Below are 23,909 nucleotides of genomic sequence, written 5' to 3' on the forward strand. Positions count from 1 at the left end.
GGACTGAGATCACGTTGCCGCCCTTTCACGAGCCGCTCCTTGGAAGCACGTTTTTGTCGAGTCGCGATAGTCCATCCAGCGCACCGTCCACTACGCCTCGGAGAACCTCGTTCGGTATCCGACATCAGCGCCGGTGAAGTCTGTCTCCGTGCATTTTGCCGAGGAGAAATTCACGTACGAAAGGTTTGCGAATCTAAATCTTGCCGCAGCGAGGTTGGCGGCATGGAAGGAGGTAATGGAGAATCCCGTACCGCAGAACTCCGAATAGGAAAAATCGGCCTCGCTCATCTGAGCGGCCACGAATTTCGCCTCATGAAACAATCCTCGAACAATCGCTCGGCAGAAATCCGCGTAGCTGGCATCCGTATACTGGAAGCCCGACGATTCGCGCGGATCCGCGCGACCAGGATTGCGCTTGGATGATGCCGCCCATCCCCAGATGACGTTGTCGCATTTGGACCGCCGGAGGCACGCGTGATTGAACGACACTTGTTCGAATCGCGACCAAGAAAGCTGCGCGTCGTGCAGCGACGCTCGAAGGAAGCTCACGTTCGCTCCCCTGACGCCGGTCAAGTCGGCGCCGGTGAAGTCCGCATCGCGCAGATCGACTTGAGCGGTCGACCCAACATCGAAGTCGAGGCCGGAGAGATTGCGATAGGAGAAACTCGCCCGTGCACCCTCTTGCGGATTCCGGAGCCAAGCGCCGTGCGATATGATGGAGGCGGTCAATTCGTCCTGCGATACTTTGCCGTGACGCTTGTCAACGATGGCCGGCGCGGCGGCCGCGGCTAAGGACATCGCGGCCACTTGGCCAATACCTCTGAACACAGCTCGTCTGGTCAGATCCATGCATTAACCTCCTCGTCTAAGATCATCGAGGTGGACCTTAGCGCTGGGGGGTGACAAAATGTGTCACCCCTAGGGACACTCGAACAATGGCTTTCGAAAAGGCTCAGAGGTTGATCGATTTGGCGACTTACGTCGCGTCGTGCCGCCATGGCGTGACGATCGAAGACATCCGAACCAAATATGGAGCATCCAAGCGGACGGCCCAGCGTCTGCTGCACACGCTGGATGTGCAGTTTCCCGACTCGGAGTGCGGATTCGACGAACAGGGTCGCAAGCGCTGGAAACTTCGGACCGGCGCCCTGCATGATTTGCTGACGCTCTCGTCCGACGAGCTCGCGGCACTGGATCTGTCGATCGCAACGCTCAAGCGGAACGCTCAAGATGTCGAAGCAGCGCAGATGGAAACTCTGCGCGAAAAGATCATCGCTCTCGTGCCTCGCGACAGGATTTCCCGAATAGAGACCGATCACGAAGCGTTGCTTGAGGCGCAGGGCTTGGCTGCCAGGCCGGGGCCGTCTGCTCGCCTGGCTCCGCACATCGCTTCGGCTATTTCGACGGCGCTAAAGGCCAGCGAGCGTTTGAAGATCGTATATCTTTCGCGAGGTGTAACTCGCGCCACCGCACGAGTCGTGGAGCCTTACGGCGTATTGATTGGCGCGCGGCGATACCTTGTTGCACGGGCTATGTCCGATCCGAACGGTCCTTTACGCCACTACGTCGCTGAGAACATCAGGAGCGCGGAACTGACCGGCGAGCTTTTCGTTCGCGATAGCGAATTCAAGATCGACGTTCACGCACAAAGGGCGTTTGGCACGTTTCAGAACGATACGGAGATCGAGGAGGTTGTTTGGAGATTCTCTCGGTCCGCCGCCGACCACGCACGGTCCTTTGTTTTCCATCCAGCTCAGGTTTTGGAAGACCAGCCTGACGGCTCCCTGATCGTGCGGTTCAAGGCCGCTGGTCATCTGGAGATGTGTTGGCACCTTTATACCTGGGGAGACAAGGTGGAGGTCCTAGCTCCGGAATCGCTCAGAAAAATGGTTCACCCCTATAGGCGCTCTGATTTTGCCGCGCTTCCCTGAAAATCGATGGACGCGCCCGCTGGCGGGAGCCACCGCAGTAGGATCTCGGGGTGCAACAAGGCCTAGTAGACACGCCCCCCTCGCTTTTGATCAGGCCAGACTATCAGTCGCCGTCCGAAAGGTCGGCGCTTATTTACCTCACAAACGACTGGCAGTCAGGCGGTAGGTCCTCCTAAGGCTCTTTCCACCAAGGATACTGATTTGGCATATCGGTCGATACCTTGCCCGGAAATGACGGCGAGCGCTTCTCCAGGAAGGAGGCGACGCCCTCGCGGACATCTGCGGTACTGCCACGCTCCCGCGAGATGGGACCATCTATGGTCAAAAGCTCGAAGGGGTCCGGTGCGCCAGCGAAACGCCACAGCATCTGTCTGGTGAGCGCAACCGACACGGCCGAGGTCTCCGAGGTCAGTTCCAGCGCGATCTCCTTGGCGCGCGGCAGCAGATCCGCCGGCTCCGTGGTTTCGCTGACGAGACCGCCGCTCAGCGCCTCCTCGGCGCCGAAGGTGCGGCCGGAAATCGCCCAGCGCAACGCCTGCGGCAGGCCGACCAGCTTTGGCAGAAACCACGCGCTGCCGGCTTCCGGCACCAAGCCTCGTCGCGCGAAGATGAAACCGATCTTCGCGCCCTTGACCGCGATCCGGACGTCCATCGGCAGTGTCATGGTGATGCCGATTCCGACTGCAGGACCGTTGATGGCCGCGATCGAGGGCTTTCTACAGCGGAAAATCGCATCGACGAAGCCGCTGCCCGAGCGCGGGCTCCCGCTGGCGAGGCGATTGCCGAAGACAGCGTCGCCATGCGCGCCCGAGGTGTCGAAGCTCGCCGCACCGCCCGAGACGTCGGCCCCCGCGCAGAAGGCGCGGCCCGCGCCCGTGATGATGATGGCGCGAATATCGTCGTCGGCATCGGCCTTGCGGAAGGCATCCTCGATCTCGGAGCCCATCCCACCGGTATAGGCATTCAGCTTGTCGGGACGGTTCAGCGTGATCACCAGGGTCGATCGGTCGATCTCGCAGGTGATGAAACTGTAGGCGCTGTAGTGTTGATCCACGATAATATCCTTCCGATGTCACGGACACGTCCAGGGCGCGACGCCGGGACCGGCATTCAGATCGAACGACCCGTGCCCCGCCAGAACGGCTCCTTCAGCTTTCGCTTGAAGATCTTGCCGGTATCCTCGCGCGGCAGCGTGCTGGAGAACTCGATCCGCCTGGGAATCTTGTAGCCGGCAAGACGCGACTTCAGGTCGGAACGAATCATCTCCTCGTCCAGCGATGCGCCGCTGCTCGGCTGAATGAAGGCACAGACTTTCTCGCCAAATTCATTGTCAGGAATTCCGAACACAGCGCAGTCGGCGACGCCCGGCACCTTCATCAGCTCCGACTCGATCTCGGCCGGGTAGATGTTCGTGCCGCCGAAGATAATCATGTCGCTCGCGCGGCCCGAGAGGTACAAAAATCCGTCTGCGTCGAAAAAACCGACATCGCCCGTCGCGACGAGACAACCGCGCGCCGACTTCGCGCGCTTGCCGGGATCGCCGTGATAGGTGAATTCCGGATAGTGCTCGCGTCCGCAGACAATCTCGCCGGATTGTCCGAGCGGCAGCTCCCTGCCCTCCTCGTCCATGACAACGACAGCGCAGCCGGGCAAACGCTGCCCAACCGTGCCGGGATGCGCGAGCCATTCATCCGACGTGCAGAAGGTCACCGCGCCCACTTCGGTCGAACCATAGTGTTCGGTGATGACCGGGCCCCACCAGTCGATCATGCCGCGCTTGACGTGCGGCGGACAGGGTGCTCCGACATGCATGGCAAAGGTCAGGCTCGACAGGTCGTAGCGCGACCGTGTCTCGGGCGGCAGCGCCAGCAGCCGCACGAGCATGGTCGGCACGACCAGGGCATGGGTGACGCGATGTTTTGAGATCGTGACCAGCAACCGCTCGGGCTCGAAACGCGGCTCGACTATGATGTTGGCACCCATATTGTAGAACGAGAACATCCAGCCGTTCGGGCTGGAATGATAGGCCGGCCCGGGAATTAGAAGCACGACATCGCTCAGTCGATCCGCCCAATCCGTCAGACCTCCGACCAGGCGCATCATCTGCTGGCTCGCCAGGGCCTGCTCCGGCGTAGGCGGCTGGCGGCGAACGCCTTTGGGACGGCCCGTCGTGCCCGAGGTGTAGATCATCGAGCCTGGAGATGTCGGGAACGGCGGCACCGCCGGCTCGAAGCCCGTAAGCCAGCTCTCCCAGTCATTCATGCTGGCCGGGACCTTTGAATCATCGTCGCTGACGCGGTACTGGCCGCGCAAGCTTGGCGGCGTCTCAGCAACGATCACCGCAACCGAGGCGGGAACGGCATGGCCGATGTTGCGCCAGAGGTCGGCGTGGATGACCAGCACCTTTGCGCCGGAGTTCTCCAGGACGTAACGGGCTTCCTCCGGCGTGTTGTGCCAGTTGACCGGTACGACATAGGCGCCGCACAGGCCTGCCGCGAGGGACGCTTCCATGAAAGCGAAATCATTGCGCATGTAGACCGCCACGACGTCGCCGGAACCGACACCGAGGCTGGCATATCCGCGCGCGGCGCGTTGGGCGCGCACGTCCATCTCCGCCTTTGTCCTGACGCGATCGCCAATCCTGACCCACGAACTCATCGCGTGCCTCCCGGCCCTGTTGCAGTCCCCGCTTATCGCGGTGTTGCGGCGTTGGCGAGGACGGTGATTCGGCCCCGCTCGTCTGTGATATCAGCGTCCGGTGAACACGGGCTCCCGCTTCTCGAGGAAGCTGCGCACGCCCTCGCGATGGTCCTCGGTGTCGAACAGCTTATAAATCACCTCAATAGCCCAGCTCCCGGTCTCTCGGGGATCAGCATGGGTGGCGCGGCGCAGGCCTTCCTTCATGAAGCGCAGCGCCAATGGCGAATTGCGCGCGATGCGCGCGGCGAGGTCCTTAGCCTTCGGCATCAGGTCCGCATGTGCGGTCACCTCACCGACCAGTCCGATGCGCGCGGCCTCGTGTGCGTCGATAGCGTCGCCGGTAAAGAGCAGCTCGGCCGCCTTGGCCGGGCCGACGATGGTCGGCAGGCGCAGCAACCCGCCGACGTCGCAGATTAGCCCACGCCGGATGAAGAGTTCGGCGAAGCTCGCGTTCTCCGAAGCCAGGCGGATATCGGCGTAGAGCGCAAGCTCCATGCCCCAGCCGACCGCCGAGCCGTTCACGGCGGCGATCACCGGCACCTGGCACTCAAGCGCGGCCATCGCCGCCGGCGTCGGCGGACGCCGAACCACCGGCGTGGCCGCCCGCTTCTCGCCGGTCATCATCTCCTTGACGTCTTCGCCGGCGCAGAAGGCAGGATCGGAGCCGGTGAGGACGACACAGCGCACGTCCGTATCGATGGATGCCGCCCGGAAGGCGGATTCGACCTCGTCATAGGCGCGCCGGTTGAGCGCGTTGCGGCGCTCCGGCCGGTTCAGCGTGACCACCGCAACGTGGCCGGTCACATCGTATTTCAGGCACTGGAAGTCCGTCGGAGAGATCTTTGGCGGCACGGTCATCGGTTCTCCCCCTCAATCACGCGTTTCCGGCACCATGACTGTCTCCGACATGATCGGACCGACCTTGTCAAAGCTCTCACCATTAAACCGGAGCAGTTGCATCTGGGTGATCGGGAAATAGTTGGTCGGGCTGGTGTTGATGCTGATGCCCTCGAACAGCAGGCCGAACTTGACCTCCTTGAGGTTGGTCGCCTGCTTCATGATGTTGTCGCGTGAAACGTCTTCGCCGCACTGCTCCAGCACCTTGTGCAGCACCTGCGAGGCAAGGAAGCCGTAGGCGTTCTGAGCGTTGGCGACATCGCCTTCCGGGTTGTAGCGCTTCATGAAGTCGAGATATTCCTTCACGCCGGGATCGTCGACGTAGCGGGGATCGTTGGGTTCCTTGATCGCCTGGGCGGTCATGACCCCGACTGCATTCTCCAGACCCGCCGGCTTGAACACGGTCGAGATCGACGACGCCGTGGTGTTGATGAAATGCACGGGCTTCCAGCCGAGCTCGGCGACTTTGCGGATCGCGAGCGCGCCGAAGCGTGGGGTCGAGAAATTGACGAAGATATCGGCCCCGGACGCCTTCAGCTTGCTGATCTGCGAGTCGATGGTCGGCTCGGTACTGTCGTAGGACGCTTCCGCGATGATCTTCGTCTTGGCCTTGTCGCCCAGTGCGTCCTTGAAGCCGCCGTAGATGTCGCGACCGTAATCATCGTTGGGAAACAGCACGCCGACCTTCCCTTCGGGATAATTCGCCAGAATGTATTTTGCGTAGATCGCGGCCTCGATGCGGTAGACCGAGGGGGAGAAACCCATCGTCCAGGGAAAGTTCTTGGGGTCCGCGAACTTGGTTGCGCCTGTCGCGGAGAACAGCTGCGGCACCTTCTTGATGTTCATGTACTTCATCATGGCGGCGTTCGAGGGCGTGCCGACGGCCTGGAAGATCGCCACCACCTCGTCCTGCTCGACCAGCTTGCGCGCCTGCTCGACCGCCTTGGGCGGGCTGTAGGCATCGTCATAGGAGATGAACTGGATCTTGCGCCCGTTGATGCCGCCCTTGTCGTTCAGCATCTTCATATAAGCTGCCTCGGTCTTGGCGAAGGCGCTGTATGCCGAGGCCGGACCGCTGTAGGGCGCGATATTGCCGATCTTGATGTCGGCCTTCGCGGCTTCCGAGTGCACCGGGAGGGGTGACGCGATCGCCAGCACCGCGCCCGCGAGCAGAATGCAGGCGCACGACGCCGGCCACGATCCATTCAGGGTACGCATGGCATTTCTCCCGTCACGGCAATTTTCGGATTAGCGACCCGTCCGCCGAATTATTTTTATAACGCGTTCTTATAACGTGATATAAATTTGTCAGAGTGTCAACCAGCCGTTATCGTTCGTGCGAGAGGTCACGGCAGGCAGGCGGGAATGGAAAACCGACGCGACACGGCAAAGGCAGAGCGGCGCTCGCGCATCATTAAGGCCGCGCGCGACCTGATCCGCGAGACCGGCGATGCCGGCCTCTCGATGCGCGCGCTCGCGGCCAAGGCCGGCGTCAGCCTCGCTACGCCCTACAATCTGTTCGGCTCGAAGCGCGCGGTTCTGGTTGCCGTGCTCGAGGACATCAAGGGTTTCGGCACGCGCTTCGCTAGTTTCAAATCGCTCGATCCGTTGGAGCGAATCTTGCGGGCCGCAAGGCTCGCGGTCAGCTATTACGAATCCGATCCCGTGTTCTATCGCGCGCTGTGGACGAGCATTCTGGCTGCATCCGCGTCAGAGGAACGCAGCGCGATCTTCAACCAGAAGCGCGACAGCTTTTGGATGAAGCTGCTGGATGACGCCGTCGACGAGGGCCTGCTGCTGTCCGATATCGACACCGCCGTGCTGATGCGCAGCCTCGATTACACTTTTCGCTCGGTGATGCTGCACTGGGTCATCGCCGAGATCGAGATCAAGGATATCCAGCCCTCGGTCGGTTACGGCTACGCGCTCGCCTTGCGCGGCGCGGCTACGACCAAGGGACAACAACTGATGCTCAAGCGCTTGAAGGTGTTTCAAGCGCAGTGCCCCACTCTCAGCGCGAAGAGCGCCGGGCGGTTGGCCGACGCGGAAATGACCGCCTGACGATGACAGGAATGCCTGATAAGGACGACGACAAGACGCAAGACTGATACTGACATCAGTGTCAGTTTGATGGCCAAGCAGGCGACGACGTGCATCCATGCACGCGACAGGGGAGGAGACGTGACAGGAAAGCGACGCATCACGCGTTCGGCTGCCGTGCGCCGTGGCGCGCCGCCGGGAGAGTTGCGGCGAGCCCGCAATTCGGCTGAGACCACCGAACAGATTTTGCTCGATGCCGCCAGGCGCGTGTTCGCCGACAAGGGCTACATCCGCGCCACCGTGCAGGACATCATCGAATCCACAGGCCTGAGCCGCGGCACCTTCTACCTGTATTTCCGCAGCACCGACGATATCTTCGTCCGCACCATCACGAAGGTGGTCGACGACATCGTTGCCTCCTCCCGGGTCCGCTCCGGCAACACGCTGCGCCAACGCGTCTACGAGAACAATCTGCGCTATTTCGAGATTTTTGGCGCCAACCGCGGGCTGCTGCGCGCCTTCTTCGAGGCAAGCTATGTCGATCCCGAGATCGGCCGCAAGCGCGCCGACATGCGCAGCGCCTACATCATCCGGGTGCGCGATCATCTCGAACGCCAGCGCCAGCTCGGCCGCTGCCTGCCGATTGATCCCGATGCCGCAGCGTTGTCGCTGGCGATGATGGTCGAGGGCACCGCGCAATCCTTTGCCGTGCTGAAGATGGAGCCGTTCGAACGGCCACTGGAGTTGAAGAAGCTCTGCACCGGGGTGACCGAGATCTGGTGCCGAGCGGTCTACACCGATCCGGATCGGCAGCTGACGCAGGAGGCAGCTCAGGCCGCTGTTGCCGGCACCAAGAGCAGGAAGCGGCCGGCGACGCCGGCGCGAGACACATGAACGCAATGGACAATAGCTTCAGCCACGCCCTCGAGGCCATGACGATCCACCTCGTGCCAGGCGCGCGCGGCATCGCCAATCTGCGGCGACTATCGGGAGGCGCCACCCTGGAGACGTGGTCCTTCGACGCAGTTGACGGCGATGCGGTGCTGCATCCGCTGATCCTGCGCCGCTCACCCGGCGGCCTGCGCAGCACGGAATCGCTGTCGCTGGAGGCCGAAGCCGACCTGATCCGCGTACTCGACGGCAGCGGCGTGCCGGTGGCGACCGTCGTGCACACACTGGTCCCTGCGGACAGGCTCGGCGACGGCTTTCTGATGACGCGGATCGAGGGAGAGACGATCGCGCGTAAGGTGCTGCGCGATACGGAGTTCGCGGCGATCCGCCCTCACCTCGCAACGCAGTTCGGCACGATCCGCGGCACCATGACAAACATCGACAGTGCGCGCCTGCCGTCACTACCGTTCAAGCCGGCGGAGATCATCGTGGCGCGGCTCGCTGGCCGGTACGACAGTCTCGGCGTAGCACGGCCGGTGTTTGACCTCGCGTTTCGCTGGCTGGAGCAGAACGCGCCGGCCCCGCTCGAAAACTACCGCCTGGTGCATGGCGACTACCGCAACGGCAACATCATCTTCGGCAGCGAAGGCGTGCGCGCGGTGCTGGACTGGGAGGTCGCCCATATCGGCGATCCTGCCGAGGATCTCGCCTGGATCTCGACCCCGCCATGGCGCTTTGGCGAGATCGACCGTCCGGTCGGCGGCCTCGGTTCGCGGCAGCAATTGTTCCAGGCCTATGAGGCAGCCTGCGGCGAGCGCGTCGATCCCGCGCGCGTGCAATATTGGGAGGTGCTCGGCAGCCTGCGCTGGGGCGTGAGCTGCGCCAGCATGCTGGACTGGTTCACGAGTGGACGCGACCCGAGTGTGGAGCGCGCGATGATCGCACGCCGCGTATCCGAGAACGAGATCGATCTGATGCGCATCCTGACCGGGACGGATTGAGATGCTGGATCAACCCAACGGCGCCGACATCCTCACTGCTGTCTCAAAGCTGCTGCGCGAGACTCTGATGCCGCAGCTATCCGCCAACGCCGCGTTCCAGGCGCGGGTCGCGGCGAACGCAGTCGACCTCGTCGCCCGAGAAATCAATTTCGGCGAGACCGTCGAGCACGAGGCGCTAACTCGGTTGCGAGCATTGCTGCGCTGCGACGGCTCACTGGAAGAATTGGAGACCGATCTCTCCGGCCGCATCCGCCGCGGCGAACTCGACCTGCAGAGCGAGGGGCTCGCCGACCATCTCTGGCAGACCACGCTCGACAAGATGAAGATCGACCAGCCCAGCTACGCAAGCTATCGCCGCGCGCTGGAGCTGCGTGCCGGCCAACGACAACCCCAGAAGAAGGATTGAGCCGCGGTGGATTTCAGCATTCCCAAGGATCTCGTGGACTATCTCGCCAAGATCGACGCCTTCGTCCAGGCCGAGATCAAACCGCTGCAGGCGCAGGACGACAATGAGCGCTTCTTCGATCATCGCCGCGAATGGGCGCGGACCGATTTCGACAAGGACGGCCTGCCCCGTCCCGAATGGGAAGCCCTGCTCGAAAAGGCCAAGGCGCTGGCGGACAAAGCGGGATTCTTCCGCTTCTCGCTGCCGACCGAGTTCGGCGGACAGGGCGGCGGCAATCTCTGGATGGCCGTCATCCGCGAGCATCTGGCAACCCAGGGCCTCGGCCTGCACAACGACCTCCAGAACGAACATTCTGTGATCGGCAATTTCCCTTTCATTGTCATGCTGCGCGACTTCGGCACGCCGGAACAGAAGGAAAAGTTCATCCGCGGGTCGCTCGCTCGAAAAATCCGCGTCACGTTCGGCCTGACCGAGCCGCATCACGGTTCGGACGCCACGCATATGGAAACCCGTGCTGTCCGCGAAGCCCGGGACGGCGTCGCAGGCTGGCGCATCGACGGCGAGAAGATGTGGACCACCGGCATGCACACCGCGAGCCATTGCTGCCTGTTCGCCCGGACCAGCGGCGAGGACGGCGATGCGAAGGGCATCACTGCCTTCCTGGTTCCGGCGGACTCCCCCGGCGTGAAGGTCGAAGAGTATATGTGGACCTTCAACATGCCCACGGACCATCCGCGCGTCAGCTTCACCAATGTCTGGGTGCCCGAGAGCACGATGTTCGGACAGATCGACCGCGGCCTCGCGCTCGCGCAGGCCTTCGTGCACGAGAACCGAATCCGCCAGGCCGCAAGCTCGCTCGGTGCCGCCGCCTATTGCGTCCACGAGAGCGTCAAATACGCGAACCAGCGCAAGCCGTTTGGCAAACCGCTGTCAGTCAACCAGGGCATCCAGTTCCCGCTGGTCGAGCTCGCCACTCAAATCGAGATGCTCCGCCTACTCATTCGCAAGACGGCCTGGGAAATGGACAGCATGCCCCATCCCGAAGTCGAGAAACGTCTCTCCGACAAGGTCTCGATGTGTAATTATTGGGCCAACCGGCTCTGCTGCGAAGCGGCCGACCGCGCCATGCAGGTGCACGGCGGCATTGGCTATTCGCGCCACAAGGCATTCGAACACATCTACCGCCATCACCGGCGTTACCGGATCACCGAGGGCTCCGAGGAGATTCAGATGCGCAAGGTGGCAGGCTATCTGTTTGGTTTCATGGGTCCCAACAAGAGGGCCTAAAACCAGATCCGGTCGCGCAAGAGGTGCGGTCGGACGATTTAGGGAAGCACAAGGAGGGTACCATGCCGGACGTCTCACGGCGAACGATCACGCTCGCCTCGCTTGCTACACTTGCCACCACAGTTGTTCCGAAACGCGCTTCGGCTGAGAAAAAATACGGTCCCGGCGTCAGCGACACCGAGATCAGGGTCGGTCAGACCATCGCTTACAGCGGCCCGGCCTCCGCCTACGGCCAGCTCGGCACGGCCGAGGCTGCCTTCTTCAAGGCCATCAACGACCGCGGCGGGATCAACGGCCGCAGGATCAAGTTTATCTCGGTCGACGACAGCTACAGCCCGCCCAAGGCCGTCGAGCAGACCCGCCGCCTGATCGAGCAGGACGAAGTCGCCGTGATGTTCGGCATGCTCGGCACGCCGCTGAATCTGGCGACCCGGACTTATCTCAACTCCAACAAGGTGCCGCAGCTGTTCGTCGCGGCCGGCTCCGAGCAATTTGCCAATCCGGAAAAGTTTCCGTGGACGATTGGCTTCCAGCCGACCCTGCGCTCCGAAGGCACCTTCTTCGGAAAGCAGATCCTGGCCGTCAATGCCAATCCGAAGATCGGCGTGATCTACCAATACGACGATTTCGGCAAGGAGATGGTGTCGGGCCTAGCCGACGGTCTGGGCGCGAAAGCCTCGGCCATTATCGCGACCGAAAGTTTTACGCCGACAGATCCGACGATTGACTCGCAGATCGTCAAACTGAAGTCGGCCGGCGCCGACACCGTGCTGCTGTTTGCCTATGCCAAACAGGCGGCGCAGGCGATCCGCAAGATCTATGAGTTGAACTGGCAGCCCGACACGTATTTGCACTCCGGCTCGGCCTCGATGAGCGCAACCTTGATCCCGGCCGGGCTCGAACGCTGCGTCGGCATCAAGACGGCGCGCTATATGAAGGACCCCTCAGATCCGCGCTGGCGCGACGATCCCGAGCTGAAGCCGTTCTACGAATGGCTGAAGGAATATCTTCCGACGGCTAACGCGTCCGACACGTTCTTCCTGTCGGGGTGGACCTTCAGTCAAATGCTGGTGCAGGTGCTGCGTCAGTGCGGCGACGACCTGACCCGCGAAAACATCATGCGCCAAGCCGCAAACCTCAAGGATTTCCGCAATCCCGGGCTTCTTCCTGGCAGCCTGATCAACACCACTCCAACCGACTATCGCGTCGTGAAATTCATGACGCTCGAACGCTTCAACGGCAAAAACTGGGAGAGCGCCGGAACCTGATGATGGGCCGTCTCGCGCATGAGTGACCGCTCGCCAGCAGCTGAACGCAAGCCGCACCTTGAGCGATCACTCAAGGTTTTGTCGCGCGGCGCTTTCGTTGAATTGCGCCATGCCAACAATGTCCGGTGCTTGGCTGAGCCATGCTCAACGGAGAAAGAGCGCATGCCGCCACCCATAGCTCCTTCAGGCAGGTCGCTGCCATGAACGGCCCGCGACGCGATTGGCCGGCGGTTTCGCACCAAGAGACTTACTCCATCCTGACCGCTCCAGGCGCTCCGTTCGAGATGGAAACGCTCGACGTCGCAGGCCGTCCCGTCCGGGTTTACAAAAAGGCCCATCGGGACCTCCGCTCGCTCTTCGACGCCAGCAAGCTTTGGGGTGACCGCACCTTCATCGTCTTCGGCAACGAGCGCGTCTCCTTTCGCGAGCACTATCGTGCCGCATCCGCCTTGGCATGGCGGTTGGTCGATGAGTACGGCGTGCAGAAGGGAGACCGCGTGGCCATCGCCATGCGTAATCTTCCGGAATGGCCTATCGCATTTTGGGCGGCAACTGTGATCGGCGCCATTGCGGTGCCGCTAAATGCCTGGGGAACCGGGAATGATCTCGCTTATGGCCTGCGTGATTCCGGGGCATGCGTCGCCATCGTCGACGGCGAGCGTCTGGCCCGTCTGAAATCGCTCGCTCCGGACGATCAAACTGTCCCGCTCATCGCAGTGCGCGCTGCACCGGAAAGTCGGGGCGATGCGACCGCGTGGGAGGATCTGATCGGCCCGATGTCGAATTTCCACGCCTTGCCGGACCGGGCGCCACCAGATCGGAACATCAATCCGGACGACGACGCAACCATCCTCTACACATCGGGCACCACCGGCCGCTCCAAGGGAGCGCTGGGATCACATCGCAACATCATGTGCAACCTTGTGAACATCACGTTCTCGGGTGCTCGCGCTGCTATCCGGCGCGGCGATCCCTTGCCCGCACCGCCGCCGGACACGCAGAAGGCGGTACTGCTCCCGGTGCCGTTCTTTCACGTCACGGGGTGCCACTCGATCATGATCCCGGCATTGGCGAACGGCTCGAAGATCGTGCTCATGTACAAATGGAATGCCGAAGCGGCGCTCGAGCTGATCGAGCGCGAGCGCGTCAACGGCATGTCTGGCGTACCATCGATGACGTGGCAATTGCTTGAATCGCCGGACTTCCAGCGCCGGGACATTTCAAGCCTTGAAGGCCTGTCCTACGGCGGCGCCGCGGCATCGCCGGAGCTGACCCGGAAGGTCGCCGCACTGTTCCCCGGCAAGTTCGGGAGCACAGGCTATGGCGCCACCGAGACGTCCTCGGTCTCGACGTCGAACGGGGCCGAGGACTATCTGGCGCGGCCGGACTCGGTCGGGCCAGCCGTTCCCGGATGCGACCTGCGCGTGATCGACGATGCCGGAAACGCACTACCCGTCGGGGCGATCGGCGAGCTCGAAATCTACGGCGGCAACGTCGTGAAGGGCTACTGGAACAATCCGGAGGCGACTGCGGCAGCGTTTCGCGATGGGTGGTACCGGACCGGCGACATCGTCCGGATGGACGGGGACGGCTTTGTCTACCTGCTCGATCGCGCCAAGGACATGCTGATCCGCGGCGGCGAAAACGTCTACTGCGTCGAGATCGAGGACGCCCTGCTCGCTCATCCCGACATTTTCGAAGCCGCCATTGTCGGCATCCCCGACCGCGTACTCGGTGAACTCGTCGGTGCCGTCGTGCGCGCAAGGGCGGGGTCGCGCCTGACTCCCGAACAGGTGATCGAGCACCTGCGCCCAAGGCTCGCAACTTTCAAGCTGCCGGTCCAGGTCGACATCCGCTTCGAGGAGCTGCCACGCACCGCGAGCGGCAAGATCGTCAAGCGACAACTCCGCGAAGAACTCGCCGCAAACGCAAGTGCACCTGGATGAGGGTGAAAAACAAAACACAATCGGGAGGATGAAATGAAGAAACTCTTGTCGGCCATGGCCGCCTTATCAGCCGGGCTGCTCTTCGTGACGGGCGCAACTGCCGCCGAGAAGAAGTACGACGAAGGCGCCTCGGATACCGAGGTCAAGCTCGGCCAGACGATGCCCTATAGCGGCCCGCTGTCGATCCACGGCATCCAGGGCCGCACCGAAGTCGCCTATTTCAAAATGCTCAACGAGGAGAAAGGCGGAATCAACGGCCGCAAGATCAATCTGATCTCTCTCGATGACGCCTTCTCCCCGCCCAAGACCGTCGAACAGACCCGCAAGCTGGTGGAGAGCGATGGCGTGCTCGCGCTGTTCGGCTCATCAGGGACTGCGGCGCAATCATCCGTGCAGAAATACCTGAACAGCAAGAGCGTACCGCAGCTCCTGGTTTCGACCGGGGCGAACAAGTGGAATCAGCCCAAAGCCTTCAAATGGTCGACGCCGGCCTTCCATCTCTACGGCACCGAGGGCGAGATCCTTGCAAAGTACCTGCTGTCCGTGAAACCGGAAGCCAAGGTCGCTATCCTTATGCAGAACGACGATTTCGGCCGCGACTACGTCTCCGGGTTCAAGAAGGGCCTCGGCGAAAAGGCATCCACCATGATCGTCAAGGAGGTCACCTACGAGCTGACCGATCCGACGATGGATTCGCCGGTCGCGCAGCTCAAATCATCCGGTGCCGATGTTTTCTTCAACGTCTCGCTGGGCAAGGCCGCGTCGCAATCGATGAAGAAGGCGTTCGAACTCGACTGGAAGCCGTTGCAACTGGTGGTAAGCCCGTCGGTCGGCCGGCAGTTTCTGGAGGCGGCGGGCTTGGATTCCGTTACCGGCATCATTGCGGCGACGCCCTACAAGCAGGTGTCCAGCCCCAAATGGGCTGAAGACGCCGACGTGGTTGCCTATCAGGCGTTCATGAAGAAATATCTCCCCAACGAAGACCCCAAGAACGAGATCGGCTTTGCCGTCTATTCTTTCGCCTACATCATGGGAAAGATCATCGAGGCCTGCGGAGACAACCTCACGCGGGAGAACCTGCTGTACCAGGCCACGCACCTGAACAACGTTCCCGCGCCCTCGCTCCTGCCCGGGACCACCTACAGTACGACGCCGGACAATTACGTCCCGTTCAAGCGACTGGTCGTGCAGAAGTTCGACGGCATCGACTGGATCCAGGTCACCGCAATCACGGTCGATTAGGCCGGGTCAACAGGCAATCGGGATCATTGGGCGACCGGGTTTAATAACCGGTCGCCCTCTCTTATACGGGATTGACTTTAGAGTGCTCCGAGGAGACATGGCGGACGACGATGAGCCGCATCACGTCGGAGCTTCCTGCTAGAATTCGATTAGCACAGGGATCAGTGAACGTCCGGCTGATCGGATACTCGTCCATGCCGCCCGGGGCCTGGGTGAAGCTGCACGCCAAGGTGAAGCCGTTTCCACCGACGACATCATCTTGACCTTCGCGCCAATCTTGCACAGCGGCCTTGCCCCAGGAGAGGGTCGAGGTTAGCCGCTTCCTTGGCTACTGGCCCGTTCACGGTGATAGGCGTCCGCGGAGCTTGGTAAGGGCCGGAGTTTCTTCAGGCGTCGTTTTTGCTCCTATTGCCGTGAGCAATCGCCTAGCGGGGCGCCATGCGGATGGCACCGTCGAGGCGGACGTCTTCGCCGTTGAAGTAGCCGTTCGTGATCATCGTTAGCGCGAGCTGTGCATATTCCTCGGGCAGGCCGAGGCGCTTCGGGAACGGCACCGAGGCGCTGAGCGCTGCCTTGACGTTCTCCGGCGCACCCTGCAGCAGGGGCGTGTTGAAGATGCCCGGCAGGATGGTGTTGACGCGGATGCCCTCGTTCATCAGGTCCCGCGCGATCGGCAACGTCATGCCGACGACGCCACCCTTGGAAGCCGAATAAGCCGCCTGCCCCATCTGCCCGTCCTCAGCCGCGACCGAAGCGGTGTTGACGATTGCGCCGCGCTCCCCGTCCTCGAGCGGGGCCAGCGATAGCATGCCCTTCGCAGACTTCGCGATGCAGCGGAAAGTGCCAACCAGATTGATCTGGATGATGCGGTTGAAGGCATCAATCGGAAAGTGGGTGGGTTCGCCGGTGTTCTTGTCGCGGCCGGCGGTCTTCACCGCGTTACCCGTGCCTGCGCAGTTCACCAGGATGCGCTCCTGGCCATGCGCCGCACGGGCCTTGGCGAAGGCCGCATCGACCTCGGCGTCAGAGGTGACATCGACCTTGCAGAACACCCCGCCGATATCCTTGGCGACGCCTTCGCCCTTCTCGACGTCGAAGTCGAAGATGGCGACCTTCACGCCTTGGGCAGCGAGCGCGCGCGAGGTGGCAGCGCCTAGGCCGGAAGCGCCGCCCGTGACGACCGCGACAACCGATGAATTGAGTTTCATTGCCGTTCCTTTCTAGTCAGATGCGTTCGATGATGATGGCCGGCGCCATTCCGCCGGCGGCACACATGGTGACGAGACCGTAGCGTCCACCGCTTCGCTCGAGCTCGTCGAGCGCGGTGCCGATCAGGATCGATCCGGTTGCGCCGATGGGATGGCCAAGCGCGATGGAGCCGCCATTGATGTTGACCTTTTCACGATCAAGCTCGAGATCGCGAATGAACTTCTCCGCGACGACCGCAAAGGCCTCGTTGATCTCCCAGACGTCAATATCGTCCGCGGTCAGGCCAGCCTTGGCGAGAACCTTCTTGGCGGCCGGAACCGGAGCGTTCAGCATTAACGTCGGGTCGTCGCCCTGATTGGCATAGGCTACGATCCGACCGCGCGGCTTGAGGCCGTGCTTCGCGGCGTACTCTTTCGAGGTGATCAGGACTGCGGCTGCGCCGTCCACCACGCCCGAGCTGTTGCCGGCGTGATGCACGCCTTTCCATTCGAGGCCGGCGTAGCGGCGCTGGATCTGCTTCTTGAACGTCACGCCGTTGCCGAGATCGAAATCGGCAAGCTGCTCGAAACTGGGCTTCAGCGCGGCAAGGCCTTCGGCCGTCGTCTCCGGGCGCGGGAATTCCTCACGATTGAGGGCAACGCTGCCGTCGTCGTTGTAGACAGGCACCGTCGACTTGGCGAAGCGACCCTCATCGATTGCCCTCTTGGCGCGCTGCTGGCTGACCAGCGCCAAAGCGTCGCAGGCCTCGCGGCTGATGCCCTCGCGGGTCGCGATGGCGTCGCCGCACACGCCCTGGTGAGACTGCGGGTGGATGGCATCGAGCGCCGCATTGCCCGCCCCCATCAGCCGCGCCGGCTGTCCCGCCTTGGACCGCTCAGCTGCCAAGGCCTGTTGATAGCTCATCATCTCGGTGCCGCCTGCGATGACGCAATCCTCCATCCCGGACATCACCGACGCGGCTGCCAGATTGACGGATGTGATACCGCCGCCGCAGAAGCGATCCAGCGTCGTGCCGCTGGCGCTCATGTCGTACCCGGCCGCGAGCGCCGACATGCGTCCGAGATCGCCGCCCTGCTTGCCTTCCTGGGTCGACGTCGACCAGATGATGTCATCGACCGTTGACGTATCGAGGTTGTTGCGCTCCTTGAGCGCCTTAAGCACCGTTGCGGCCACCTGCTGCGGATGGAGGTGCGACAGCGCCCCCTTGCCCGGCTTGCCGATGCCCCGCGGCGTACGAACAGCGTCGATAATGTATGCTTCGGACATGCGTTCCTCTTGGTTTTGAACATTCTTGCTTCAAAGCGCGAGCTGATGTTCCGCTATGCGGACACTTGCGCCTTCATAGATATCCTGTTCTGCCACACAGGCGGGCCCGTTGCAGCTCTCGGCAAACCAGGAGGCGCCGGACACCATTGCATAGCTTCTGCTCACCCGCTCGATGCGGGCCGTGTTTCAATTTCGTGAGGTGGAATGGCTGCGCCCGCACATCATTAGCGGCTCATTCTTCCAGCGCGCCTCATATCTCCAACACGGCGACCGTATTGCCCTCGTTGACGGCGGCGCCCTCCTCGACCGAGATCTTCACGACCACACCGTCAGCTTCCGCCACCACAGGTATCTCCATCTTCATGGATTCGATGAGGATGAGCGTGTCGCCCTTCGCCACGCGCTTGCCAAGTTCGGTCTCCACCTTCCAGACGAAGCCGCTGACCTCGGATTTTGCTTCCAACTTTGCCATTTCAGATACCTTTCAGTTCTCTCAACCTACTCACTAGAGCGTTCGATTGTTTGCAGCTAAAGGCGCCCGCGGCGGCGCGTTGCGGCAGCCGTTTCTCGTCGCGGTTCAGAGCTCTTTCATCGTGTTGCCATCAGAACGGCTCGATGATGCGCTTGCGACTCCCACGCGGCGCGGGCTGCGGCAGTGTCTCCAGCGTCTTGACGAGGATGTCGCGCGTGTCGGCGGGATCGATCACGTCATCGTAGAGGAACTTGGCACCGCTTTCGACTGCTGTGTTCGAGCGCTTCAGCTCCGCGGTCAGGCCGGCATGCAGCTCGGCACGCTCCTCCGGCGTCGCCGCAGCCGCGAGCTCCTTCGCGTAGATGATGTTGACGGCGCCTTCGAGACCCATGCCGCCGAACTCGGCGGTCGGCCATGCGACAAGGATCGCCGGCTCCAGCGGGCGCGAGCCCATGATGTAATAGCCGAGGCCGTAGGCCTTGCGCAGCACCACCGTCAGCACTGGAATGGTGGCGTTGGCGAGCGCCGACAGCACGCGCGCGCTGTGACGCATCAACCCGGTCTTCTCGACCTCCGGTCCGACCATCAGGCCGGGCGTGTCGCAGAGGACGACGAGTGGAATGTCGAAGGCATCGCAGATCTGGATGAAGCGCGCCATCTTCAGGCAGGCAGGCGTATCCATGGCACCGGCGAGATACATCGGCTGATTGGCGATGATGCCCACGGTGCGGCCCGCGATGCGGCCAAACGCGGTGACCGCCGCCTTGCCGTAGCCCGCCTTAACCTCCAGCACGCTGTCGAGGTCACAGAGCGTCTGGATCACGGTGCGGACATTGTAAGCCCGCCGCGGATTGTCCGGCACGAGGTCGCGAAGCAGCGTCTGGTCCGCCGCCTCGCCAGCCGGCTGCTGCATGTCGAAATAACCGAGATATTTCTTCGCCGCCGCGATCGCCTCTTCCTCGTCCTTGACGAGGATGTCGATCACGCCCGAGGCATAGTGCACCGAGGACGGGCCGATCTCTTCCGGCGTGTATTTCTTGCCGAGCGCGGCTTCGACCAGCGGCGGCCCCGCCATGCCCATGGCCGAATCCTCGGTGGCGATCAGGACATCGCAAAGACCGGCGAGATTGGCGTGCCCCGCAAAGGCGCGGCCCGGCGAGATGCCGACCGTCGGCACGAGGCCGGACAGGCGGGCATACACGACGAAGGTCGGCGTCGAGGGCCTTGCGGTGACATGCATGTCGTGCGGCCGGGCGCCGCCGCCGTCGAGCCAGCAGATCACCGGCAGCCGGTGCTTCTCGGCATGCGAGAACATCCGCGTGATCTTGGCGTGGTTCATCGCACTCTGGGTGCCGGCATAGACCGAGTAGTCGTAGAGCACCAGATCGACCGGCCGTCCGCCGACCTTGGCCGTCCCCATCACCAGCCCGTCGGCCGCGCCCTCCATGCCCTTGCTCGCAGGACGCACCAGCCCGCCATATTCGACGAAGCTGTCGTGATCTGCGATGGCTTCGGCCGCACGGCGCACCGTCCAACGGCCACGCTTGTCCTGGCGCGCGACGGCCGCGGGGCGCGCGGCATCGAGACGGGCGGCCTGGGCATCGAGAACGAGCCTGAGATCGGCCCGCAATTTGGTATCGTCCTTCATCATGAAACCTTCAAATCTCCGGCGGTGAGCTTCTCGCGCTTGAGGCGGATCCCCGCCTGCTCGCGATCCCAGGTGTCGCCGGTCACGCCTTCCGAACGCAGCACGTGCTTCTCGATCTTCTGCGTCGGCGTCTTCGGCAGCTCCGCCAGAAGGCGGACGTAGCGCGGCACCATGAAGTGCGGCAGCCGCGGCGTCAGGAACGAGATGATCTCGAGCGGGTCGATGTCGGCGCCGGGCACGGGAGAGACGACGGCCATGACCTCGTCCTCGCCGAACTCGCTGGGAACGCCGACCACGGCGCTCTCGCGCACCTTCGGATGCGCGCCGATCTCGGCCTCCACCTCGAAGGAGGAGATGTTCTCGCCGCGACGGCGGATGGCGTCCTTGATGCGGTCGACGAAGAAGAAATTGCCGGCCTCGTCGCGGCGAAACGCATCACCCGTGTGGAACCAGCCGTTGCGCCAGGCGCTCGCAGTCGCTTCCGGATTGGAATTGTAGCCGTGGTTCATGGTCCAGGGTTCGTCGGCGCGCACCATCAACTCGCCGACGGTGCCGTGCGGCACCTCGACGTCGTTGGCATCGACCACCCTGGCCTCGAATCCGGCGCGGACGCGGCCGCAGGTCTTGGGCACGTCGGGATTGCGCACCGACACGATCGGGCAGGAAATCTCCGTCATGTTGAAGACCGTGTAGATGTCGACCCCGAAGCGGGCGGTGAACTCGGCCGCGTCGTCGGCGAGCGGCACCATGATCGCCTGCCGAAACGAATGGTCGCGGTCGCGCGGGCTCGGCGGCGCCTTCATCAGGAACGGGATCATCGCGCCGAGCAGCGTCATCGTGGTGGCGCCGGTGCGCCGCACCGTGTCCCAGAAGGTCTGAGTGTCGAACGCCTCGACCAGGGCGACCGAGCCGCCGCGCACCAGCATGCGGTAGACCCCGCTGGTGCCGCCAACGTGGAACAGCGGTAGATTGACCAGCGCGCGATCCTCCGACGTCACGGTGTCGATCGCCTCCGTCGTCGCCGCGAGATGGCGGTAGGACGACAGCACGCCTTTCGACGGACCTGTCGTGCCCGAGGTGTAGATCACCGCATGGGTATCCCAGGGCATGATCGCGCGCAGCGGATCGGCAGGCTCACCGGTCGCCGACGACAGCGCGTCCTCGGTCAGGCCGCGAATTCCGGTCAGGCCCGGCGGCGGCTCGCCCGCTACCGTGACGAGCGTATCGAGCGCGGCCGTCTCCACCTCGCTGAGCCGCTCGGCGAGCCGTGCGTCGGCGATCATCAGCCGCGCGCCGGAGTTCCTGACGACGTGGGCCAGCAACCGTCCGCGATAGGAGACGTTTACCGGCACGTACACCGCGCCGATGTAGTTCAGCGCGAACCAGACCGCGATCGCATGCGGACCGTTGGGGAGCCAGGACAGCACGAAATCGTCCTGCTTGACGCCGAGCGCCTGCAGGCTGGCGGCGACCTGGCGAACGTTGTCGCACAACCGCGTGTAGCTCCATTCCTCACCCGTCGACAGCACGACAAAGGTCTTGTCGCCGCGCTCACGCGCATAACGATCGACCAGATTGCGCAGCACGTATCTGTCCGATGGGGACAGACGATCGTTGTCGCCACTCATAGGCGCCTCCCATTGCGCCGCCTTCAGGCGGTCGTTGATTCCGGCGCGAACGCCGTCAGTTGTTCTTGCGGCGACCGGGAGCGTGTTGCCCCGCGCCATCAACGCGCTTGCGCAAGCCCGCGTCGATGAATGCGTGAATCTGCGCCCGGTTGGTCGCAAGTCCGGTCGCGTCGCCCTCGAGCAGCGACTGGATGATCAGGCCGCGCAGCATGCCGACCAGGATGTTGGCCATCTTCGCGCAATCCACACCCTCACGGAGCTCGCCGGCGCGGCGTGCCTGCTCGAGATGCCGGCGAAAGCCGTCGTGGAAGCTGGCGCTCAGCGCGCGCGTGCGTGGCTGCAGCTCCGGGATTGCGCACAGCGATTCGACGAACAGCGAATAGAGCGCGGCGGTCGCCACCGGGCTCGCGCAGGCACTGTCGACATGCGCGTCGATCCGCGCCCGTACCGCGTCGATGCCGACCTTCTCGCCGATCGCCTGGCGCAACCGCTCGGCAAACCAGCCCTCCATGAAATCCATCAGCGCATTCAAGAGCGCGAACTTGGTGCCGAACCGTTCGGCCGGCAGCCCGCGGCTGAAGCCGGCGGCGAGACCGATCTCGGCCAGAGTCGCGCCCGCCGCGCCCTTCTGCGCAATGATCGACATCGCCGCGCGCAGCATGCGCGCATCTGACGCACGTCGCCGCTCATCCTGCCGAGACGCAGGCTTTGTCTTGAGTTGAGGCGCTGAAGAAACCATGGATGACCTTAATAATCCACTTGCTGGTCGGTCAACAAGTATTATGATCGCGCCAAATTGCGGCCGACCAAAGAGCCGCCACGTTGGGAGAGAAACCGCATGCGCTCGACGCCCGCAATCCCTCTGCTCGCCCGCAACGTCATCGACCGACGTGCACTGCTGCGGCTCGCCGCACAGCTCGGCGCCGCCACGTTCGCCGGCGCCGCCTTCGCGCAGCAACAGCAAGCCTTCAAGGTCGGATGGATCAGGCCGACCACCGGCCGCCTCGCCTCTTCCTTTGCGCCGCTCTATTTCGGCGGGCTCATCGCCGTCGACGAGATCAACGCCGCCGGCGGCATTTTGGGCCGCCAGATCGCGCGCGTCGAGGAGGATGACGAAGCCTCGCCGGCGAAGGAGCCCGGCATCGTGCGCAAGCTGCGCGAGCAGGATGTCGGATGTTTCGTTGGACCGACCGGCAGCTCGCAATCGCTGGCCTCGATCGCGGCCGCGACGTCGGCCAAGACCATCCAGGCCACCTATGCCGCCGCCGCTGAAGCCGGCGATGGCCGCAAATATCCCTATCACTACCAAATGATGTTCAACACCGACCAGCAGGCCGACGTCTGCGTCGAATACATGGTCAAGACGCTCGGCCTGAAGAAGATCGGCATCCTCCAGGAGAACACCGCGTTCGGCGAGCAGGGCACAGCCGCAACGAAGGCGATCCTGCAGAAGAAGTTCGGCCTGACGCCTGTCAGCGAGCAGGTCTATCCGATCTCCGCGCCCGACCTGTCGGCCTATGTCGGCAACCTGCAGAAGGCCGGCGCGGACGGCGTGATCGGCTGGATCGCCAACGTCCCCAATGCCGCGATGATCTTCAACGCGATGAAGACGTTGAAATGGTCTCCGCCGGTCACCGGCCACAGCGGCCTGATGCTGCCGGCCCTGTTCGATCTGGTGCCCGCCGAAACCATCAAGAACGTGTTCGCGACCTACTACCGCAACTTCACCTGGACCGAGACCGAGCAGCCCGGAGCGCGGCAGCTCGAATTCGCCAAGAAGCTCGCGCAGTACCCGGAGGCGAAGGGCTACGAGGTCAACGTCGCCGCCGCGCCCTATTACGATTTCCTCTATTGCCTGAAGGCGGCGATCGAATCGGAGAAAAGGTTCGAGCCCGAAGCGATCAAGCGCGGGCTCGACAATCTCAGGAATCACAAGGGCCTGCTCGGCGACATCTCCTTCACGCCGGAGAACCATTCAGGCGTCGGGGCAAAGGACGTCGTGCTGGTTGCGGTCGCCTCGGGCCAGGATCCGCGCGCGATGGGCTGCCTGCGCGCCCGCGCACCCGGCCAGTGAAGG

General features: G+C 63.1%; 22 protein-coding genes. 10 read left to right on the plus strand and 12 right to left on the minus strand.

What is annotated here, in order from left to right; all coding sequences use genetic code 11:
- Positions 1 to 90: 90 nt before the first annotated feature.
- Positions 91 to 849: a pentapeptide repeat-containing protein gene (locus ABIA96_RS08555; protein WP_354136605.1), complete on the minus strand. Its 759-nt coding sequence runs from the start codon at positions 847 to 849 to the stop codon at positions 91 to 93.
- 86 nt (positions 850 to 935) lie between these two features.
- On the opposite strand from ABIA96_RS08555, the gene ABIA96_RS08560 reads away from it, so the two are divergent.
- On the plus strand, positions 936 to 1,931 hold the full coding sequence (locus ABIA96_RS08560) for a helix-turn-helix transcriptional regulator (protein ID WP_354136606.1): 996 nt from the start codon (positions 936 to 938) through the stop codon (positions 1,929 to 1,931).
- Between the two features lie 172 nt (positions 1,932 to 2,103).
- Here ABIA96_RS08560 and ABIA96_RS08565 read toward each other — a convergent pair whose 3' ends face one another.
- The 4 genes from ABIA96_RS08565 to ABIA96_RS08580 form a co-directional block, all read right to left on the minus strand.
- Entirely contained in the window at positions 2,104 to 2,985 is an 882-nt protein-coding gene (locus ABIA96_RS08565; protein WP_354136607.1) for an enoyl-CoA hydratase-related protein, read from the minus strand.
- Positions 2,986 to 3,041: 56 nt separating this feature from the next.
- Positions 3,042 to 4,589, minus strand: coding sequence for an acyl-CoA synthetase (locus tag ABIA96_RS08570; RefSeq protein ID WP_354136608.1), 1,548 nt, complete (start codon positions 4,587 to 4,589; stop codon positions 3,042 to 3,044).
- Between the two features lie 90 nt (positions 4,590 to 4,679).
- Complete coding sequence (locus ABIA96_RS08575) at positions 4,680 to 5,489, minus strand: enoyl-CoA hydratase/isomerase family protein (RefSeq protein ID WP_354136609.1); 810 nt, start codon at positions 5,487 to 5,489, stop codon at positions 4,680 to 4,682.
- Between the two features lie 12 nt (positions 5,490 to 5,501).
- Positions 5,502 to 6,746, minus strand: a complete 1,245-nt coding sequence (locus tag ABIA96_RS08580) for an ABC transporter substrate-binding protein (RefSeq protein WP_354136610.1) — start codon at positions 6,744 to 6,746, stop codon at positions 5,502 to 5,504.
- A 147-nt stretch (positions 6,747 to 6,893) separates the two neighbouring features.
- On the opposite strand from ABIA96_RS08580, the gene ABIA96_RS08585 reads away from it, so the two are divergent.
- The 8 genes from ABIA96_RS08585 to ABIA96_RS08620 all read left to right on the plus strand — a co-directional run bounded on the left by ABIA96_RS08585 (position 6,894) and on the right by ABIA96_RS08620 (position 15,609).
- A complete protein-coding gene (locus tag ABIA96_RS08585; RefSeq protein WP_354136611.1) occupies positions 6,894 to 7,589 on the plus strand; it encodes a TetR/AcrR family transcriptional regulator in 696 nt (231 codons plus the stop codon).
- A 120-nt stretch (positions 7,590 to 7,709) separates the two neighbouring features.
- Complete coding sequence (locus tag ABIA96_RS08590) at positions 7,710 to 8,462, plus strand: TetR/AcrR family transcriptional regulator (RefSeq protein WP_354136612.1); 753 nt, start codon at positions 7,710 to 7,712, stop codon at positions 8,460 to 8,462.
- On the plus strand, positions 8,459 to 9,460 hold the full coding sequence (locus ABIA96_RS08595; RefSeq protein ID WP_502918804.1) for a phosphotransferase family protein: 1,002 nt from the start codon (positions 8,459 to 8,461) through the stop codon (positions 9,458 to 9,460). Before ABIA96_RS08590 ends, ABIA96_RS08595 begins: the two co-directional genes overlap by 4 nt.
- Position 9,461: 1 nt before the next feature.
- Complete coding sequence (locus ABIA96_RS08600) at positions 9,462 to 9,866, plus strand: DUF6285 domain-containing protein (protein WP_354136613.1); 405 nt, start codon at positions 9,462 to 9,464, stop codon at positions 9,864 to 9,866.
- Positions 9,867 to 9,872: 6 nt separating this feature from the next.
- Entirely contained in the window at positions 9,873 to 11,153 is a 1,281-nt protein-coding gene (locus ABIA96_RS08605; protein WP_354136614.1) for an acyl-CoA dehydrogenase family protein, read from the plus strand.
- A 62-nt stretch (positions 11,154 to 11,215) separates the two neighbouring features.
- Positions 11,216 to 12,421, plus strand: coding sequence for an ABC transporter substrate-binding protein (locus ABIA96_RS08610; protein WP_354136615.1), 1,206 nt, complete (start codon positions 11,216 to 11,218; stop codon positions 12,419 to 12,421).
- A 200-nt stretch (positions 12,422 to 12,621) separates the two neighbouring features.
- Positions 12,622 to 14,367, plus strand: coding sequence for a class I adenylate-forming enzyme family protein (locus tag ABIA96_RS08615; RefSeq protein WP_354136616.1), 1,746 nt, complete (start codon positions 12,622 to 12,624; stop codon positions 14,365 to 14,367).
- A 33-nt stretch (positions 14,368 to 14,400) separates the two neighbouring features.
- Positions 14,401 to 15,609 (plus strand): ABC transporter substrate-binding protein, encoded by a 1,209-nt coding sequence (locus ABIA96_RS08620; protein ID WP_354136617.1) that lies wholly within the window; start codon positions 14,401 to 14,403, stop codon positions 15,607 to 15,609.
- 61 nt (positions 15,610 to 15,670) lie between these two features.
- Here the strand turns inward: ABIA96_RS08620 and ABIA96_RS08625 are convergent, their stop codons facing one another.
- The 7 genes from ABIA96_RS08625 to ABIA96_RS08655 all read right to left on the minus strand — a co-directional run bounded on the left by ABIA96_RS08625 (position 15,671) and on the right by ABIA96_RS08655 (position 22,493).
- On the minus strand, positions 15,671 to 15,805 hold the full coding sequence (locus ABIA96_RS08625; protein WP_354137115.1) for an acyl-CoA dehydrogenase family protein: 135 nt from the start codon (positions 15,803 to 15,805) through the stop codon (positions 15,671 to 15,673).
- A gap of 229 nt (positions 15,806 to 16,034) precedes the next feature.
- Positions 16,035 to 16,817 carry an SDR family NAD(P)-dependent oxidoreductase gene (locus tag ABIA96_RS08630; protein ID WP_354136618.1) on the minus strand — a complete coding sequence of 261 codons (783 nt, stop codon included), beginning with the start codon at positions 16,815 to 16,817 and terminating at the stop codon, positions 16,035 to 16,037.
- A 16-nt stretch (positions 16,818 to 16,833) separates the two neighbouring features.
- Positions 16,834 to 18,084, minus strand: a complete 1,251-nt coding sequence (locus ABIA96_RS08635; protein WP_354136619.1) for an acetyl-CoA C-acetyltransferase — start codon at positions 18,082 to 18,084, stop codon at positions 16,834 to 16,836.
- A gap of 250 nt (positions 18,085 to 18,334) precedes the next feature.
- Positions 18,335 to 18,556, minus strand: coding sequence for a biotin/lipoyl-binding carrier protein (locus ABIA96_RS08640; protein WP_354136620.1), 222 nt, complete (start codon positions 18,554 to 18,556; stop codon positions 18,335 to 18,337).
- A 130-nt stretch (positions 18,557 to 18,686) separates the two neighbouring features.
- Positions 18,687 to 20,207 carry an acyl-CoA carboxylase subunit beta gene (locus tag ABIA96_RS08645; RefSeq protein WP_354136621.1) on the minus strand — a complete coding sequence of 507 codons (1,521 nt, stop codon included), beginning with the start codon at positions 20,205 to 20,207 and terminating at the stop codon, positions 18,687 to 18,689.
- Complete coding sequence (locus ABIA96_RS08650; protein ID WP_354136622.1) at positions 20,204 to 21,832, minus strand: AMP-binding protein; 1,629 nt, start codon at positions 21,830 to 21,832, stop codon at positions 20,204 to 20,206. Before ABIA96_RS08650 ends, ABIA96_RS08645 begins: the two co-directional genes overlap by 4 nt.
- A gap of 55 nt (positions 21,833 to 21,887) precedes the next feature.
- The gene (locus ABIA96_RS08655; RefSeq protein WP_354136623.1) at positions 21,888 to 22,493 is read right to left on the minus strand and encodes a TetR/AcrR family transcriptional regulator; all 606 of its coding nucleotides are present in this window, start codon (positions 22,491 to 22,493) and stop codon (positions 21,888 to 21,890) included.
- A gap of 177 nt (positions 22,494 to 22,670) precedes the next feature.
- Here ABIA96_RS08655 and ABIA96_RS08660 point away from each other — a divergent pair, with 177 nt between their 5' ends.
- Complete coding sequence (locus ABIA96_RS08660; protein ID WP_354136624.1) at positions 22,671 to 23,906, plus strand: ABC transporter substrate-binding protein; 1,236 nt, start codon at positions 22,671 to 22,673, stop codon at positions 23,904 to 23,906.
- The last annotated feature ends 3 nt before the right edge of the window (positions 23,907 to 23,909 follow it).

The sequence above is a fragment of the Bradyrhizobium sp. LB11.1 genome, from assembly GCF_040549385.1.
Classification (GTDB): Bacteria; Pseudomonadota; Alphaproteobacteria; order Rhizobiales; family Xanthobacteraceae; genus Bradyrhizobium.